Source organism: Shewanella sp. 125m-1 (assembly GCF_052977065.1).
In genome coordinates this window covers 42,403-59,479 of sequence record NZ_JBRILT010000012.1, presented here as the reverse complement: position 1 = coordinate 59,479, position 17,077 = coordinate 42,403, and the positions used below count along the sequence as shown (strand labels likewise).

12 protein-coding genes are annotated in these 17,077 nt (G+C 45.8%); all 12 read right to left on the bottom strand.

Annotated elements, in window-relative coordinates:
• Positions 1–3 precede the first annotated feature (3 nt).
• A complete protein-coding gene (locus tag ACVBIK_RS07885; protein WP_447159757.1) occupies positions 4–834 on the bottom strand; it encodes a carbon-nitrogen hydrolase family protein in 831 nt (276 codons plus the stop codon).
• On the bottom strand, positions 758–5,119 hold the full coding sequence (locus ACVBIK_RS07880) for a YhdP family protein (RefSeq protein ID WP_447169432.1): 4,362 nt from the start codon (positions 5,117–5,119) through the stop codon (positions 758–760). The genes ACVBIK_RS07885 and ACVBIK_RS07880 overlap by 77 nt, the downstream gene beginning before the upstream one ends.
• A complete protein-coding gene (gene rng, locus ACVBIK_RS07875; RefSeq protein WP_447159815.1) occupies positions 5,119–6,585 on the bottom strand; it encodes a ribonuclease G in 1,467 nt (488 codons plus the stop codon). The genes ACVBIK_RS07880 and rng overlap by 1 nt, the downstream gene beginning before the upstream one ends.
• A gap of 201 nt (positions 6,586–6,786) precedes the next feature.
• Entirely contained in the window at positions 6,787–7,395 is a 609-nt protein-coding gene (locus tag ACVBIK_RS07870; protein WP_447159759.1) for a Maf family protein, read from the bottom strand.
• 112 nt (positions 7,396–7,507) lie between these two features.
• Positions 7,508–7,996, bottom strand: a complete 489-nt coding sequence (gene mreD, locus ACVBIK_RS07865; RefSeq protein ID WP_447159760.1) for a rod shape-determining protein MreD — start codon at positions 7,994–7,996, stop codon at positions 7,508–7,510.
• Positions 7,993–8,880 (bottom strand): rod shape-determining protein MreC, encoded by an 888-nt coding sequence (gene mreC, locus ACVBIK_RS07860; RefSeq protein WP_447159761.1) that lies wholly within the window; start codon positions 8,878–8,880, stop codon positions 7,993–7,995. The genes mreD and mreC overlap by 4 nt, the downstream gene beginning before the upstream one ends.
• 41 nt (positions 8,881–8,921) lie before the next feature.
• Entirely contained in the window at positions 8,922–9,971 is a 1,050-nt protein-coding gene (locus tag ACVBIK_RS07855; RefSeq protein WP_447159762.1) for a rod shape-determining protein, read from the bottom strand.
• Positions 9,972–10,143: 172 nt separating this feature from the next.
• Positions 10,144–14,565, bottom strand: a complete 4,422-nt coding sequence (locus ACVBIK_RS07850; protein ID WP_447169431.1) for a DUF6701 domain-containing protein — start codon at positions 14,563–14,565, stop codon at positions 10,144–10,146.
• Positions 14,566–14,572: 7 nt separating this feature from the next.
• Complete coding sequence (locus tag ACVBIK_RS07845) at positions 14,573–15,097, bottom strand: MSHA biogenesis protein MshP (RefSeq protein ID WP_447169441.1); 525 nt, start codon at positions 15,095–15,097, stop codon at positions 14,573–14,575.
• Between the two features lie 4 nt (positions 15,098–15,101).
• Positions 15,102–16,028: a PilW family protein gene (locus ACVBIK_RS07840; protein WP_447169430.1), complete on the bottom strand. Its 927-nt coding sequence runs from the start codon at positions 16,026–16,028 to the stop codon at positions 15,102–15,104.
• Positions 16,028–16,603: a type IV pilus modification PilV family protein gene (locus ACVBIK_RS07835; RefSeq protein ID WP_447159766.1), complete on the bottom strand. Its 576-nt coding sequence runs from the start codon at positions 16,601–16,603 to the stop codon at positions 16,028–16,030. The genes ACVBIK_RS07840 and ACVBIK_RS07835 overlap by 1 nt, the downstream gene beginning before the upstream one ends.
• Positions 16,590–17,075, bottom strand: coding sequence for a pilus assembly FimT family protein (locus ACVBIK_RS07830; protein WP_447169429.1), 486 nt, complete (start codon positions 17,073–17,075; stop codon positions 16,590–16,592). The genes ACVBIK_RS07835 and ACVBIK_RS07830 overlap by 14 nt, the downstream gene beginning before the upstream one ends.
• Positions 17,076–17,077: the final 2 nt, after the last annotated feature.

Genomic DNA, 17,077 nt, shown 5'->3' with positions numbered 1-17,077 from the left:
GAGCTATTTAAGCTGTGGTGACACAAATCGATTATGGGCCATCACCGGCATTTTTGCCCGAAGCGCTTGCAAGCCTTGCAGATCAACCTCAGCTTGAACCCAGCCAGTCCCTTGTGCTTTTTGGGCAAGGATCTCTCCCCAGGGACTGACTATCATACTTTGCCCCCAGGTCTCTCGGCTACCCTGATTATGTTGTCCCCACTGCGCAGCACCTAAGACAAAACATTGGGTTTCGATAGCTCGAGCCTGTAACAGCACCTGCCAATGAGCTTCACCAGTGACTTTGGTGAATGCCGCTGGCACAGCAATAAGCTCGGCTCCCGCCTCTCGCATCGCTCTAAACAGATCGGGAAAACGAAGATCATAACAGATCACTAATCCTAACTTACCCACTGGCGTATCAACCACGCTAATGTGCTTGCCTGGACAAAACGCATCACTTTCTCGATATTGCTTAGTGCCATCAGTCACCTCAACATCGAACAGATGCAACTTATCGTATTGGCCTAAGACACTGCCATCGACATCAAACACATAGCAGCGATTATAAACGCGATCATCTTCGGCTAAAATCGGGATACTGCCCGCAACCATAACGACCCTGTATTGCGCCGCTAGCTTAGCTAAATCTTGCTTGAGTTTGCTATCTTCAGCAGGCATAGCATACTGCAGTTGCTGACTTTCTTCGCCGCCAAACAACAGGCAACACTCAGGCAATACCACCAACTGTGATTCATTGGCCTTTTGAGGTAATGATTTAAGCTGCGACTCGATAAACTGTAGATTCTCGGATACGCTGCGACTGCTTTGACATTGCAGTAGGCTGACTTGCATCTAACTCTCCCTGTTGGCGGCTATCTGACTCAAACAAACTGCCGTTCGATAGATCTTGCTGCGGTAAATCTGATGATTCGCCCTGCTCATCATGAGCGGTTTCAGGCTTGGATTCAATAACCTTAAGTGCTGGAAGCTTGACATCAGCCTTGCTGTTACTGTTGCTGGTATGCTTGTTAGTATTGGCAACCTCAGCGCTATTAAATTGAATATTTGGCGCTGTCACCGACGATAACTGGCTACCTGACGCCGTAACAGTACTTGCTGCAGCACTTTTCTGGTGGCTCCCCTCAACAGGAGCTGGGGTTTCAGTGACCCCAACTATTACTGCATTGGCTTCAGGCAATGTTTGCTGACCTTGGACATCCGACTGCGGTGATTGCTTGCGTAAAATAGACTCCGGAATTTCTATCTCTTTGCTCTTGCGCTCAAGCTCTTCAAGCTTAGGCTCTGACATAGTGCCCGTCAGTCTAAAGCGGATCTCTGAAATCACCTCAATCACAGGCTCAAGCACTTTAGTCAGTGCAAACGCCCCTAATCCAAATGTCCAGCCCGTGCTCAACAGCACGACAGTCGGAACACTCGATGCCAATTGCGGCACAAAGCGAATATCATAATTGAGGCTTTCGGTCATTAAATCGGTATAGCCACGCACTCGCATGTTTCCAGCAACGGCGTTCATCTCAGTGTCGGTCGTTTTAACCACGCCGTCATCAAGCTTTAGCGTACCGTTAAAGGAGTCAAAATAGAGCCCCTTACCAAAAACATCTGAAAAATCTAACGATAATTTGCGCAGCAAGGAGTCTAAGCTAAACAACGAGAAGATGCGTGCGCCTTTGTCGCTGACCTCAGATAAATGCCCTTTGCCTAACTCAAAACTGACGTCACCATTAAGCGTCTCTAACGAAAACGCATAAGGCGCCCCTGTCCATGAAATATCTGCGGTAACGGCTGTCGGTGCATTCTTAAGCCCGGGGTCGATCCCCAGTTTCTCTGACAGATAATCAAATTTTGTGGCATCCAAAGTTAACTTGAATGAGGTGAGGTTTTTGCCTTGATTCATATCCCAGTCACCACGGCCTTTTAGCTGCACGTTGGGCGTGGTAATTGAGACGGTTTGGATCTCATATGACGCTCCCTTAGGTGTTCCTTGCAGCACTAAGTGGCCTAACGACTTACCATATAATGAAAAATTATCGACATCGATCGCCAATGGCGGCAAGTTAGCCATAATCGTATCAGACTTATAATGCGCATTTTCTTCTGTACGAGATTCTGGTGCCATATGGAACTTACTTGCGACGATCTTTAGTCCTTGATTAACCCAGTCCGGATAAAAGTCGAGACGACCATCAAACTGCTGCGAGTTAACATCGAATCGCCAGGCATGTTCAGTCGGCTCTGCGCTAAAGTGGAGGTCCGTCAGCGGTTGCCCCATAAGATTGAGATCATTTAAATCAGCATCAATTGATACCAAAGCAGGAAAGAAAGCTGCTTTGGTTGTCACGGACTCATCAGTCAACACGCTTGGCGCATCATCTTGACTGATATCGCTTTGACTAACCTCGCCTTGACTCACAAAGGCCTGCACAATCGGCAACCAAGGTGACAGCTCGGTCTTATCTAAATCGATCTGCAAGTGACCCTGGTGCTTACGTAACTTGTCTCCAGGCTTAAATAACCGCCCCAGTAACAAGTCATAATGCGCTAGCGCATTGCCTGAGTCAGCCCCAAAGCCACCCCAAAACTCCATCTGCTTATCCAGCTTAATGCCTAAAGAAGCTTGTTTATTATCACCAATTAACTCGGCAACTAAGTGCTTAGCTTCGCCTTTTGCCTTAGAAAAAGGCGCTGGTAAATTAAGGGCGGCGTCAATAAGATCGGTTTCGACTCGCGCTTGAATTCGGTAACCTATGGGATCGAAGATCAACCTCAAATCACCATTCCAATCAACTTGACCGTCATAATAATCGCTAAGGGGATTATGCAGCTCTGGTGGCAAATCGGCTAATTGCCACTGCCCAGCGAGATCGACGTTCACCCCATAGTTCTTATTCATGCTTTTGGTATTAAAGCTAAATTGCAGCGGCTGCTGATACATAACAGCGTTAAGGTTTGAGCCTGTGACCACATCATTGACAAACTGAATCTGTCCGGTGACCTTATCGAGTTGGATCCCAGGTTCAGCCACGTAAACAGGCGTATCTTTAAAATTAACCGTCCCTTTAATCACCTCACTTTCACCATCGTAAAGTGGAATGCTGAGATCGATCTGCCCGGTAATATCACCACTTATCTGCACTACATCAAGCGTTGCTCCAACAGAATCAACTAACGGTGATTGTTGAATAACGGCATTAGCAGCTTCAGCCTTTGTCGCTAAGTCTACTTTCACTTGCAATAAGCTTCTGTCGCCCAGCGAAGGAATGCCGATATAAGCACCGTCCGCTTTAACATCTAATAACTGGCCTTGATTGACCCGAAGATCCATCGCATCATTTTCAAACAAGGCTGACAAGTTAAGCTGACTCACTGCAGGCCAGGTTGGCTGAAATTCAAAGTTAGCGTTTGTTAACGTAAAATCTGCCTGGAAAATACCATCGTGCTGAGCATAGGGGTAACGACTAAATGCACCATGCCACACTACAACCGCATCATCAGTGTTACCCGCTTTAAGCGCTTGAGTTAGGTAAGTAACCAGCTCGCTACTCATGCCATTTAACGGAAAATATTGATGCACGTTAGCCACATCATTAATATCTATGTTGGCGAGTAAGGCCATATGCACCGCATCGGCAAACTCAAAGCGTACGCCAGCATCAATGTCTAAGTCGGCATTACTAAAGTGTATCTTTGGTAAAGATAGCGATAAATCTGAGAAGTTAACATCACCACTAAATGCATCGCCTTTAAGCTGGATTGGCGCGGCAAAATCACCATTAAAGTCGAGGAGGTAGCTTTGTTCAGGCAGTGAAAATCTCAGCGTGTCATCAAGTATATTCGCTTTGACATCAATCGCAGCAACACCAGGAATGCCATCATAAGCAAGCCAAGCGACGCTATCGAGTTCAAGCGACACTTCAGGCTGTTTCAGCAGCTCACCCCAATGGGCGTTAATGTTTTTAATCTTGCCGGTTAGCTTTAATGCCTGCCAGGTATTTAGGCTATCGAGCTCTACACCGGGAATGAGCGGCAGCAAAGGCAATAACATATCCAGCGCCAGCTGATTTGCAGTCGCATCAATACCTTGCTCTGTTTTTTCGGCGACCAGCGATAATGCAGGCCAAGAGGATTCATTGGTTGAAAAATCAAGTCCATGACTTGTTAATGACCAACCTTGTGCTTTTGGCTGCCACAGGACTGCGCCAGAGTTAATGGTAAATTTCTGCGGTTTTTCATTAAGAAACCACTCTAACCAGCTAGGTTGAAACTCGACCGTTACTCCCTCAATGCTTCTATTTGCAAATCCAGCCCATGCCTGAAGATTAACAACGCCTTCCAGTGGCAGACTTGTTGTCATGTCATATGGATTAGGTTGTCTGGAGGCCCACTCGCCAATATCCAGTGAGCGCGCCGCTAAGTAGAACTGGCCCACTAAAGATTCTGGGCGATTACCATTACCCTTAATATCGACGCTTAATGCCAACTGCTCTACCTCTGAGGCATTTTCATCGAGTACAACCTTGCCTTCAGCTCGATGCCGGCCACTGGTATTGCGCCACTTCATATCTTTAATAAAGATGGGGCGATAATCATGCTCTTTGCTAAGCAACTGAAATCTAGCATCGGTAATTGAAAAGCGATCCAGTTGTTCTAATAACAACTTATAGATCCAATCCGTCTGCATTTGGGTGGTCGACTCGCGAGGCTCAAGCGCCTTTAAACGATCCAGATCTAAGGCGACATTTGCCCCATCGAAGATCACATCCTCGATTTGTGGTGACGCTGTGACTAACGACTGCCAAAAATCAAATTTCACATGCACTTGATTAAATAGCAGGGTGACAGGAAGGTTGTCCTGCGCGGGTAGAACGAAGTTTTTAACCGTTAATGCAGGGCCATATGCCTGCCATTCCGCAGCGAGGTTACCGATGTCCACTTTGACTTGATACTCAGACTCAACAAAACTGATCAGCTCCATACGGACCTGATCAAGTTGTGGTAACAAGCCCCTAAATAGACTGACCATAAGTGCAAACAGCACTAAAATGATGGCGAGAAATTGCCAGCAAAAACGAGTCAAATTAAAAGAGCGCTTTTTAGGTGCGTAAGTCTCTGATGACACTACATTATCACCACATCAAATTTGTTCTGCGCATACATAGGTTCATTTTGCAGCCTCACTCGTTTACCGATGTAGACCTCCAATTCTCCCAGTAGATGACTCTCGTCACCTTTCAGACTCTGATAAACAGCAGGCGAGCAGTAAACCAAGAACTCATCAGCATCGTAGCCACGATTCAAACGAATGATCTCTCTGAAAATTTCGTAAGAGACAGTTTCAACCGTCTTTAAATTACCCGTGCCGAAACAAGCTGGACATTCACCGCACAATACATGCTCTAAGCTTTCACGAGTACGTTTACGGGTCATCTCCACTAGGCCTAAGCCAGAGAAACCACTGATATTGGTTTTCACTCTGTCTTTAGACAAAGCACTTTCTAAACTGGCTAGCACACGCTTTTTATGGTCGTTATTCATCATATCGATAAAGTCGATAATGATAATGCCGCCTAAATTACGCAGACGTAATTGACGTGCTATGGCATGGGTCGCTTCGAGGTTGGTATTAAAAATGGTTTCTGCAAGATTACGATGGCCAACAAACGCCCCCGTATTGATATCTACCGTGGTCATGGCTTCGGTTTGATCTATGATCAAGTAGCCGCCAGATTTAAGCTCGACTTTACGCCCCAAGGCACGCTGCACTTCATTTTCGACATCATAAAGGTCAAAAATGGGGATAGGCCCATTGTAGTGCTCAAGCTTATCGGCGATCTCAGGCATGAACTCTTGCGCAAACTGCTGCAGCTCTTCATAAGTTTGCGCAGAGTCGACCTGAATTTGGTCCAGCTCAGTACCCACAAAATCGCGCACAATACGCACAGGTAGGGCGAGGTCTTGATACAATAAAGACACGCCACGGCGCTTGCGTCTCTCGCTAACTTTGGCCCACACACGTCTTAAAAAGCCCGCATCTTGCACGAGTTCATCTTCACCCGCGCTCTCAGCTGCGGTGCGAATAATAAAGCCGCCATCATCATCAACAAAGGGTTGTGTTATTTTTTTCAGGCGAGCCCGAATTTCTTCGGACTCAATGCGTTGCGACACACCCACATGGCTAGAGCCTGGCATAAACACCAGATAGCGAGAGGGTAAGGTGATATCTGTCGTTAAGCGCGCGCCTTTGGTGCCTAGCGGATCTTTAACCACTTGCACCATGATGTCTTGCCCTTGCCTAACAAGCTCGGCAATGTCGCGCACCACAAAATTGCCTTTTTCAACATCGGCAACACATTCGGTATGCGGCACAATATCTGAGGCATGCAAAAATGCAGCCTTATCGAGGCCGATATCAACAAAAGCCGCCTGCATACCCGGTAGTACGCGGCTCACTTTACCTTTATAAATATTGCCAACTAAACCACGCTTCATGCGTCGTTCAATATGGACTTCTTGCAGCACACCATGCTCGACTAATGCAACTCGAGCTTCTGTTGGTGTTACATTGATTAAGAGCTCAGAGCCTATTTTTTTCTGCACTCGGCTTTGCGCGAATCGACTTCTACTCACAACTCACCCCACTTAGGGAAATAGCTAATTTAAAAAGGATTTGGCGTAGATCGTGATCTAGCTAAACGGAGGTAAAATACCGATTAGCCAGTTAAAGTCTGCAAAGAATGATGTTTTATAGCTTGGCAATTAAGGCCTATTTATTACGCTATTTTATGGCTATAAAATTTGCATCTCACACAATAACGCGCGGGTTTCTACCAAAGGTAACCCGACTACCGCGGAATAACTTCCCTCGATAGCTTCAACAAAACTTCCACCCAAACCTTGGATCCCGTATGCACCGGCTTTATCCATCGGCTCACCCGTTGCGATATAAGCTAAGATATCCGCCTGGGTTAGCTGGCAAAACTGCACCTTAGTTTTAACCAGGCGACTCACCGTCTTGGTGCCATCAGTTAACGCCACAGCGGTCATCACTTGATGCTGCAATCCTGACAGACTTGCCAATATTTGCGCCGCATCGGCTTCATCTTTTGGCTTGCCTAAAATGATGTCGCCTTGCACTACGATAGTGTCAGAACCTAACACTACAGCCTGGTTATCGGCGCCACTTTCCGCCCTATATAGCGCTAATCCTGCGAGTGCTTTCTCTTCAGCAAGTCTTAACACAAACGCTTCAGCAGACTCTCCTGCTTGATGACTTTCGTCAATATCCGCCGCTAAAATCTCGAACTCGAATGGACTCGCACTGTTAGTGTTCAAAAAACCTAACTGGCCTAACAATTCTTTACGACGAGGCGAGCCCGAGGCAAGTACTAACTTCATAATGAGTACCTTTTTTAAGATTCTAGCTGAGCTAACTTATTCTAGTGATTAACTTAAAGTCATAAGCTAACGTCACAAGCTAACGAAGAAAATAACCTAAAACCAATTGTTGCTATCTGACCTTATAAAGACGTCTTACACGGCGTAAAATCCAAAAGATCCACGGCCACATCACAAGGCTAGAAAGTGCTGGATAGAACAAACTAATATCGAAAACGGCGGAGTCGCTAACAAATTGCACCCAAAATACCACTAGGTTATAAAGTGCCACCTGCATAGCCACCAGCAGCGACTGTTGCCACATAGGGAAGTTACGTAAGCGCTGAAAATGCAGTACCACCACATATACGACGACTGACATAGCAAACGCACGGATCCCTAATGTGGCCCCGAGCAAGATGTCTAGCATCACACCCAGCACCCATGCCGTGAGAATATTGTATCGGTGAGGCAGCGCCATCGCCCAATAGATAATGACCAGCAATAACCAGTCGGGACGCCATGCTTCTACCAAATCTGGCAGTGGCATGATTTGAAACAGCATCGCCACTAATAGGCTTAACCAAACGACCCAGCGGCCATTTGCCACATGTAAACTCATTGTGTGACCTCTTGACTCGCCTTAACCGCTTCTTCGACACCCTCAGGCGGCGTGAGTTCAGCACTGTCAGATTCAATATCTGGCCAAAGTAATAATAAATAACGAATTCTATCTAATGCGGCTAACGGCTGAGCAACGACGGTAGCATAGTTCTTACCATCGTCTTTTTCGACGCTGATCACTCGAGCCACCGGGTAGCCCTCAGGAAAACGCTTGCCTAAGCCTGATGACACCAGAAGATCGCCAACCCGCACATCGGTACTCTTAGCCACATGCCTGAGCTCTAATTCATCGAGCACACCTGTGCCGACAGCCATAAGGCGCACATCATTACGGGTAATTCGTACCGGAATACCATGGGTGGTATCTGAAAGCAGCAGTACTCGGCTAGTGAGCTCGCTCACCTGCACCACCTGGCCGACAACACCTTGAGCATCAACCACAGGTTGACCGACAAATGTGCCACTGCGTGATCCATGGTTTAGTACTACATATTGGTGAAAAGGATCGCTGGCGACTTCCATCACCTCAGCAACGACCTTCTTCGCATCCATATGTACCGGAGATCCCAGTAAACCACGTAGACGATCGTTTTCTTGACGCAAATGTTCAAATCGCTGTAAACGCTCACTCATCAGCAGTTGATGACGTAATAATTCTTTATTTTGTTTCGCGAGCATGTTTCGCGTTGCCAAACTTTCAGCAGAAAGATCGAGTAATGCACCAGGAATATTAGCGACATACTGCAACGGACTTAATAACGAAGAGAGGGAGTTACGCACAGGTTCAAGCCTGTCATTAGCGACAAGCAGGATCACCGACATGATAACAGCCAGTGTTAATCTAAATTGATTGGAAATACCGCGAGCAAAAATAGGCTTCATAACAAACTAGGGCGGTTCAATACCGCCCTTTTTAACCGTGGTTAGTTTTCTTCAGAGAACAGGTCGCCGCCATGCATATCGATCATCTCTAAAGCTCTACCGCCGCCACGAGCAACACACGTTAATGGATCTTCTGCGATCATTACCGGAATACCCGTTTCTTGCATCAGTAATCTGTCTAGGTCACGTATAAGTGCGCCACCGCCAGTTAACACCATACCGCGCTCTGAAATATCCGATGCCAATTCTGGTGGAGACTGCTCTAGCGCAACCATTACGGCACTGACAATACCCGATAGTGGCTCTTGTAGCGCCTCTAGGATTTCGTTGCTGTTTAGCGTAAAGCTACGTGGTACACCTTCAGCAAGGTTACGACCGCGTACTTCAATCTCTAGTACTTCATCGCCTGGGTACGCGGTACCGATTGTGTGCTTGATACGTTCTGCTGTTGCTTCACCAATCAAGCTACCGTAGTTACGACGTACATAGTTGATAATCGCATCATCAAACTTGTCACCACCGATACGCACTGAAGATGAGTAAACCACACCGTTTAGCGAGATAATCGCAACTTCTGTAGTACCACCACCGATATCAACAACCATAGAACCTGTTGCTTCAGAAACCGGAAGACCGGCACCGATTGCAGCAGCCATTGGCTCTTCAATCAAATACACTTCACGCGCACCTGCGCCCATTGCCGATTCACGGATTGCACGACGTTCAACTTGCGTTGCACCCACTGGCACACACACTAGAACACGAGGGCTTGGACGAAATACGCTATTGTTATGAACTTGCTTGATAAAATGCTGTAGCATTTTTTCTGTGACATAAAAGTCGGCGATAACACCGTCTTTCATTGGACGAATTGCTTGAATGTTTCCAGGCGTACGACCTAGCATCTGCTTAGCTTCAGTACCGACGGCCGCAACCGACTTCTGACCAGAACCGTTTCGCTCTCCACGAATGGCAACGACTGATGGTTCGTTTAGCACTATGCCTTCTTCACGGACATAAATTAGTGTATTTGCTGTACCTAAATCGATCGAAAGATCATTAGAAAAAATGCCGCGTAGCTTCTTGAACATGTAACCAGCCTGTCTCAGTGGAGTCGTAGAAAAAAGAAATCAGGTAACTTTATCATGCTTCTTAAAATCCACAAGACCACAGAGGTTAACAATTGCTAATGAAACGCTGTTTTTTGCGATCTTCTACCAAAAGAGCGAGTCAATAACTTGTCTCGCCCCCTGTTACTGACATTTAGTTAACTTCTCGCCAATAAATAATCCGGTCATGACCTCGATAAGTACCAAAGTAAGCCGTTGCTCGAGGGTCCTGCAGGCCGGTATTTCCATCATAATTCCAATACCACTGTAGCCATTTATCAACATGCTGCTGTAAGAGCACCTCGCCATCGCTATTAGGTGCTGGCAAATAAATAAAGCTTTTACCTAACTCTATAGTACCGGCTTTTCCGGTTCCCCCTGATTGAGTAAAACCTTGCACTAACTCAAGCCCTGCATCTGGTTTTAAATTCAAGCCTGTATCTGCTGACTCTGTGGCTGTGGTCGTATCGAAAACCGAGCAGCTGTCACTAGTATTAGTCACCCACTGCGCTTTACCATCAACATTAGCAGCCACATATTGAGTACTTACCTCAACTCGCAACTCTTCCGATGAGGGGCCGTAAGCATTTTGCTTCACAAATCGACCATAGCGCATAGCAAAACTCTCGTCTTTGCCAATATCATCAAAGCTAAAGCCGATACAGGCACCAGATGCGGAGTCTTGATAACAAATTGCGTCGATATCGGTGACATCGGTCTTAGAAAGGTCTAAATCAAACTGCGCATTAAATGGCACAGCTAATGAGGCCGTACGGACATAATGCAGCTCTGATCCCTTTAGATAAGCCCTTTGAACACTGTTAGTATCATTAATCGGGTAGTAATCAACAACGCCAGAAATCGGTGTTTCATCTGCTATTTGCAGCGCTACACCATTAAACGAAGTGGCGCCTGAGGTATCGCTATAACTGCGATCCAGCCATTGCTTCCCCTTATAGCGCCACCAATCACCAATTTGGTAATTATTAGTTATCGCCCCGCTCTTACTTTTACCGACAATAGACAAAGTTGGCTCTTTACCCGTTAAGAAGCCAAACGGCTGCCCCATATAGGTGAAACTGCCACACTGAGCTTCAAGACTAGGAGCATTGCCCGTTAAGGTTAAATAGTAAGGAGAGAAGCGACCAAACGTGTCGCTGCTAGAGTTCGCCTCAGCAATCGTCGCGCCGAGGTAATTAACTTCGCCATCAAGCATAATGCTTATCGCGCCCACCTCAGAATAAGTCTGATTGGTCACTTTCAATGGTGCACTGTTAGTCTTGGTAAAGTTTAAGCCTGTGAGCCCCAGACCTCCAAGTCCTCCATCTTTATCATCCCCATTAGTGACTAATGGCGCTTGTAGCACAGGCTTAATGTTTAAGTCTGAAAATTGGAAATTTTTAAGTGCTGGGCGATCCTTATAGGTCGCTCCGTTATCAACGCCACACACCGCTTTTACATTCATCTTAAAATCAGCGCCAGCTTTAGCAAACAAGTCACAACTTGCACCGCTGCAACCATTAGTGCCGGAATCATTAAAAAAATGGAATCCATCGGGCTTAGAGACAAACTGCTCACTATGTTCAAGCACTAAGGTCTCGCTCGTGCTGCCATCGGGAGAACGAATCGTTTCAGTAAGCGTTGCTGCAAGCTCAACTTTACCCGCTTCAGGGTAGTTCACATTAAGTAGCGCCTTACCGTTGGCATCAAAATGTACTTGTAGCTGTTGACTTGCCCCGCCTGTAATCTCTTTACTCGCCGTTGGCGAATTGAGACTGTTAATGGTCAGCTTGGCCGCTTCATTTATCCCTGATGAATCGGGGGTAATGTAATTAAATGCCATTGAAATCGGTTTTGTTTTGTTGGCAAATAGCGGTACACATTGCTGAGTGGTTTGATCTTTTTTAACCGCGAACAGCTCGAAGTTATTTGAATTTTTACAGGCTGTAGAATCATCGATATTAAAGTAGATGCCGCTATCTTCAAAGTTCAATTGGCATTGACTGTTGGCAACAAAACTTCCATCGATATAACAGCTGTAGTTAGCCGTCGGCAAGGTCGAGCTTAACCCAAGCGTGACCAAGCCACCCTGAGGGTGCCACAACTCTGTTGTTGTGTTGCCGGTAAAGGTTTCACGAGTATAACTGGTATTGTTTTTCGTCAGCGTCACAGAAGCGGGATCGCTAAGTAAAGATGTACAGTCTGGATTAGCACATGCCTGAAGGGTGATTGATTTAGCCGCGCAGCTAAGCGCGCCAGAATCAAAGTTAATTCGATAATGATTAACGGCTGGCGCGTCTGGCGCATACTCAAAGGCAAAGTAACCAATACTCTCAGCTAGATGGCTGCGCTCATCATCTCGCTGCTGATCTTCATCTATCGCAAAGCTCACCTGATTGTTAAAACTCTCTTTGGTGCAGCGCCTTACCCAGCCGCCATCTGCCCCACGGCGCTGGTTTTTATTAGCGATCGTTAAAGGTTGGTCTGAATAGGTTTGCTGATAGTTGTTATTAAAAACGCACTGCTGGCTCAATGTTTGAGTTGAACTACCATTGCCATGATTTAAGCCGTTTGCAAACTCGTACTTTAGGTTCTCACCATTGACTGTCATCACGCCCTGACCAACACCAGCAACATAGCCCAAGGTCTCTTCAGTCCAAATTGGACTACTAATTTCAGAACCTTCAATAGCAATTTCAAAGTCGTAGCCATCGCTGTTGACGTTGTTGATTACTGTAGTACTAAAACGTTGATTATTATTGGTCAGTGTTTGCCCAAGTATAGCTGGCTTTAGGCCGAAACGATGATTGAAGGCGATATGCTCATAACCCCGACCTGAGCTTGGCAGATATTTACCTTGATACAATTTGGTTGATATCGCTCCCGCCTGCAATGCCTTGCCTCTTTCTAGAAAACGGTAACCTTGCTCCATGACAAAATAATCGATTTTATCCATCTTTTTATTTAAGCCATATGGATAACCGGAGTTCACCTGCTTAATAGAGGCATGACTCGAACTAAGACTATCGACTCTTACCGTAGAAGATCGATCTATGATTTCCCCATGTCTATCAGTATCATTTGGATCTATCGTCGGCATAACCATGATGACAGGAGCTGTAGAATAAGTATTATCAAAATTAATAACCGCATTGCCGTTGGCATCAAGCTCGGCGCGGCCAAACTCAAACTGCGGCGCCGGACAAGTCAGCAACTGGCTCGACGGAACTATCTCAAAACGATTTGAGGAAGGGGGTTGCCAATACAGTCTAAAGGCTTCTGCACCAAAGGCTTCATGAAAGCGAAATTCAATCCTATGAGCCCCTTGTTCTAGCAAAACCTTACCTTGATATCGAGTGCAATTACACACGGCATGGGTACTATAAAACCCAGTAACGACCTCACCATCGATCAAGACTTCAATAGCATCATCGCCATCAATAGCAAACGTATACTCGCCTGTTTCAGGAACTTGAATATAGCCTTCAAAAACGCCTAAATATAGATCTTGATCGGCTGCAGCCTTTGAATGAGGATTGATGCTATAACCATGCTGATTTAGATTCGTTTCAATTGACTCACCAATTTGATTGCTGGTTTTACTGACCTCACTAACAAGCTCTCGAAATTCATTTTTATTTGCCGGACTATAGTTATCAGCGTACCAGCTACGAGCATCATAAGTTCTGTAGGTTAGACCTTCAATATTGCTTTGTTCTGCGGGGCATTGAGGGATGATGGGAGGTTTTGGAACCGGCACCGGGTCACAGTTCGGATTGATACGAAGGTTTCCCATGGTATTTTTTTGAATGACACGGCTATTGTTATCAAGCCTAACCTTGTCTTTACCTGCTACAGCGCCTTCAATCGATGAACTATTTTTCAAATTGACGTCTTTTTCTGAAAAAACAAAACCACGCAAATAGGTGCTATTTTCAAGCTCAATCTTACCGTAACCATAGAACAGCATTTGCTCAGCGCTATAGGGTAAAAACTGCAGTTTCTCATGCTTATAGTCTTTTTTTACAAAAAAACCTATATCGCCAGAAGTTGGAAATACGATTTGTACTGCATCATCAATTTCTAAATCCTCAATCCAGTATTTACCCGGGGCAAAAGTTAGCGTTCCTAGCTTTGCCTTTAAATGCTTAATCTTGTAAATACCATTTGTCGTTGTGAATGATATTTTATCACTGGCACTATTTTCCATATGGATATGACCATATTCACCATCTGGCAGCTCAAATTCACGGTCGCTATTTGAGGTAGTAATATCGTCATTACTATGTGATTTGCACTGCTCAAAACTAATTCTATCCGGTGGGAACTCTGAGGGGGTATCGGACTCCTCACACTCGATTCTACGCCCATCACTTACCCAGCAAGAGTTGTCGTCTTTATCTTTTACGTCTCTAGCAGGTAGCTCTCCATTTGACGGCGCATTTTCAAGACGAGCATCTTTTTTAAATTCAATTTCACCTCTTGCGCCATGAGTATTAATCCCCTCCTGGAAAACAGAGTTCCAATCTGACGCCACTGCAGATTGACCCAGTAAGCTTAAACTGCAAATAAACATTAAGGTTCTAATCACGAGCTTCTACCTCCACTTGACGACTCACGCGAATGCAACTGGCATCGCTATCAGTGCCTGAGTCACATTGCCCGGTACTGCAAGTGCCAGTGCTGGTAACGAGGTATTGGGTCATATTATTTTGCGGTAATGTTGTTGTTATCGCAGAGCAGGTCATCACTACAGTGCAGCCGTTAAAGCCCACGAGTCCAGTTGCAGTACCAATATTCCACGTAGTTTGAGCATCACAACTACCGCTACTGCCATCAACCGGAAACAAAGTGGCTAAAGCGCGATCGGCGCCGGTGTTTGCTGCAGCAAAGGCGCGTGTTCCCCAGACTTCAAGGCTGATATCTTGGTCAGCATCATCTAAGACATTAATCAATGTCGCAGCCAGTAAAAACATCACTGTGATAATGAAAACACCTATCACCAAGGCGCTACCGCGCTGCCTAGAGCAATTAATAGAGCGCCTAGAGCGATTAATAGAACTCATAGAACCTATAGAGATAGGCTTACGACGAGTGGGCAAAAGCATTTGGTTACGGGACATTAATCACCTGCACTTGATGATGATATTGAAACGTTTGCCCTTGCACATTAAACAGTGGGCTTAAGTGAACCATAGCGTTGTTTCTAAGCGTGCCTGGGGTATAAGCAATAGGGCTATTGGTACCTATGGTATTGACTATATTTTCCGCCATCAACACACCTGTCCCCATATCAGTTGGTGATGGCTGCAAATTAGGATGATTAAAACCATAACCTGCGTAGCGCTTTAATATGCTCAACTCTGTCGTCACTTGCTCGAAGCAATAGCTAACCGCGCCTTTTACGCCAAAATAACGCTGTCTTGGAGATGCCTCATCAAAACGCACCGCTCGTCCAAAATTAATACTGAGATCATTGCTGCTATTCGCTGTAATTGAGTCAATAGTAAATAGCTTGCCTTGGGTGCCAGCAGCAAAGGTGTAAACATCGGCAGGGGTGAGCGGGTAAATCAGTAGTAATTGATCCGCGGTTAATGGCGCATTAGCAGTCGATTGCATCGCAGTGCCACTACTTGCTGTTGAGGCTGGCACGATAGGCATATCGATATAAGACGCACTGGAGATAATCGGCATCATCTCGATACATTGCCAAGCACCATCACCACTATCGCGAACACGAATACTGTTTGGCGCTGCGTTACGGATCTCTCGGGTCATGCGCTCAATAGCAAATCGACTTTGGCTCATTACCTGATCAACCGAGGTAGCGTCGATAAATATCCGAGTACCAAAAATCAGAAAGCTACTCACGCCAAGTACCAATACACCGAGGATAATCACCACAGTGACCATCTCGACCAAAGTGAAGCCGCTATTTTTGAGTTGCTTAAGTTGCTTAAGTTGAGTTAGTTGAGGCTGATTTAATTGAGTTCGTTGACTCAATTTCGACCTCGAAGCTGGGCGTATTAACGATTGCATTAATAGTTGCTCCGGATCGCGTTGAAGGTCATCACCTCGCCATTAGGCGTGGTCACATTAATCGTAATAAGCTTGGTATTAAGGCTCGGTAAATTGTTATATGTCACTTCAACGTTAAGGCCATAATTAACATAGCGCTGAGCATAAGTTTCGCTGCTATCAAGCATCAGACTGTTGATATTAAGTCCGTTGTAATCGTCGACATCGTTATAATTATTACGGCTTTCTTCGGCGCCATTAACCTTATCAGGTCCCAAATTGCCTTTGGCTGTACAGGGCTTCCCCGCTGGCAAACCTAACGTAGGCTTTGCTGGTGCGCCGCATGCTGGCACCCCACCATTAGCATTGGTATTTTGATCAAAACGCTTACCCCAGATCTCATTTAAAATAGAATGGGCAAGTTCTGCTGTACGTACTCGATGCAAGGTATCAGCGGCTCTTTCCGCTTGAGGGAATAGCATAGTGCTAAGTAACACAAAGGCGATGCTTATCACCACCATGCCGACAACAAGCTCAACCAAGGTAAAGGCTTTTTGACTGTGCAATTTAAACCTTAAGAATCTATTGCCCATCATGAATATACCCCTCTGATTCTATAGCAAGCAATAGAGTTTCATCGGCAATCACGCTAATGCAATTACCATTGCAGCGCGCACCATTCACTATGGGTACGCCTTGGGCATTAAATTCAATATTGAAACTGCTCGCGCCATTGAGCAAAGCTAAGCTAGCACCACCTTGAAACGCCTGTGGCATATCAGTACGAATGAGAACGCCTAAACAAGCATTGTTGTAAGCGCCTTGGTAGCGAGAGACTTGATAATTGGTATCGGTGACAGATAAACGGTAGCAGCGATCTTGATTATTCATCGCCATGATCTGCACCTTTCTAAGCTCACTAATAAACTCATCACGTAGGGTAAAAGCACTGTAGCTTGAAGAGGTCAGCAGCCGAGGAATCACCACCACAGCAAGGATGGCAATAAGGATTATCGTCGTCACAAGCTCGACTAGCGTAAAACCTGTGTGGCGCTGCGATCTATGCATTA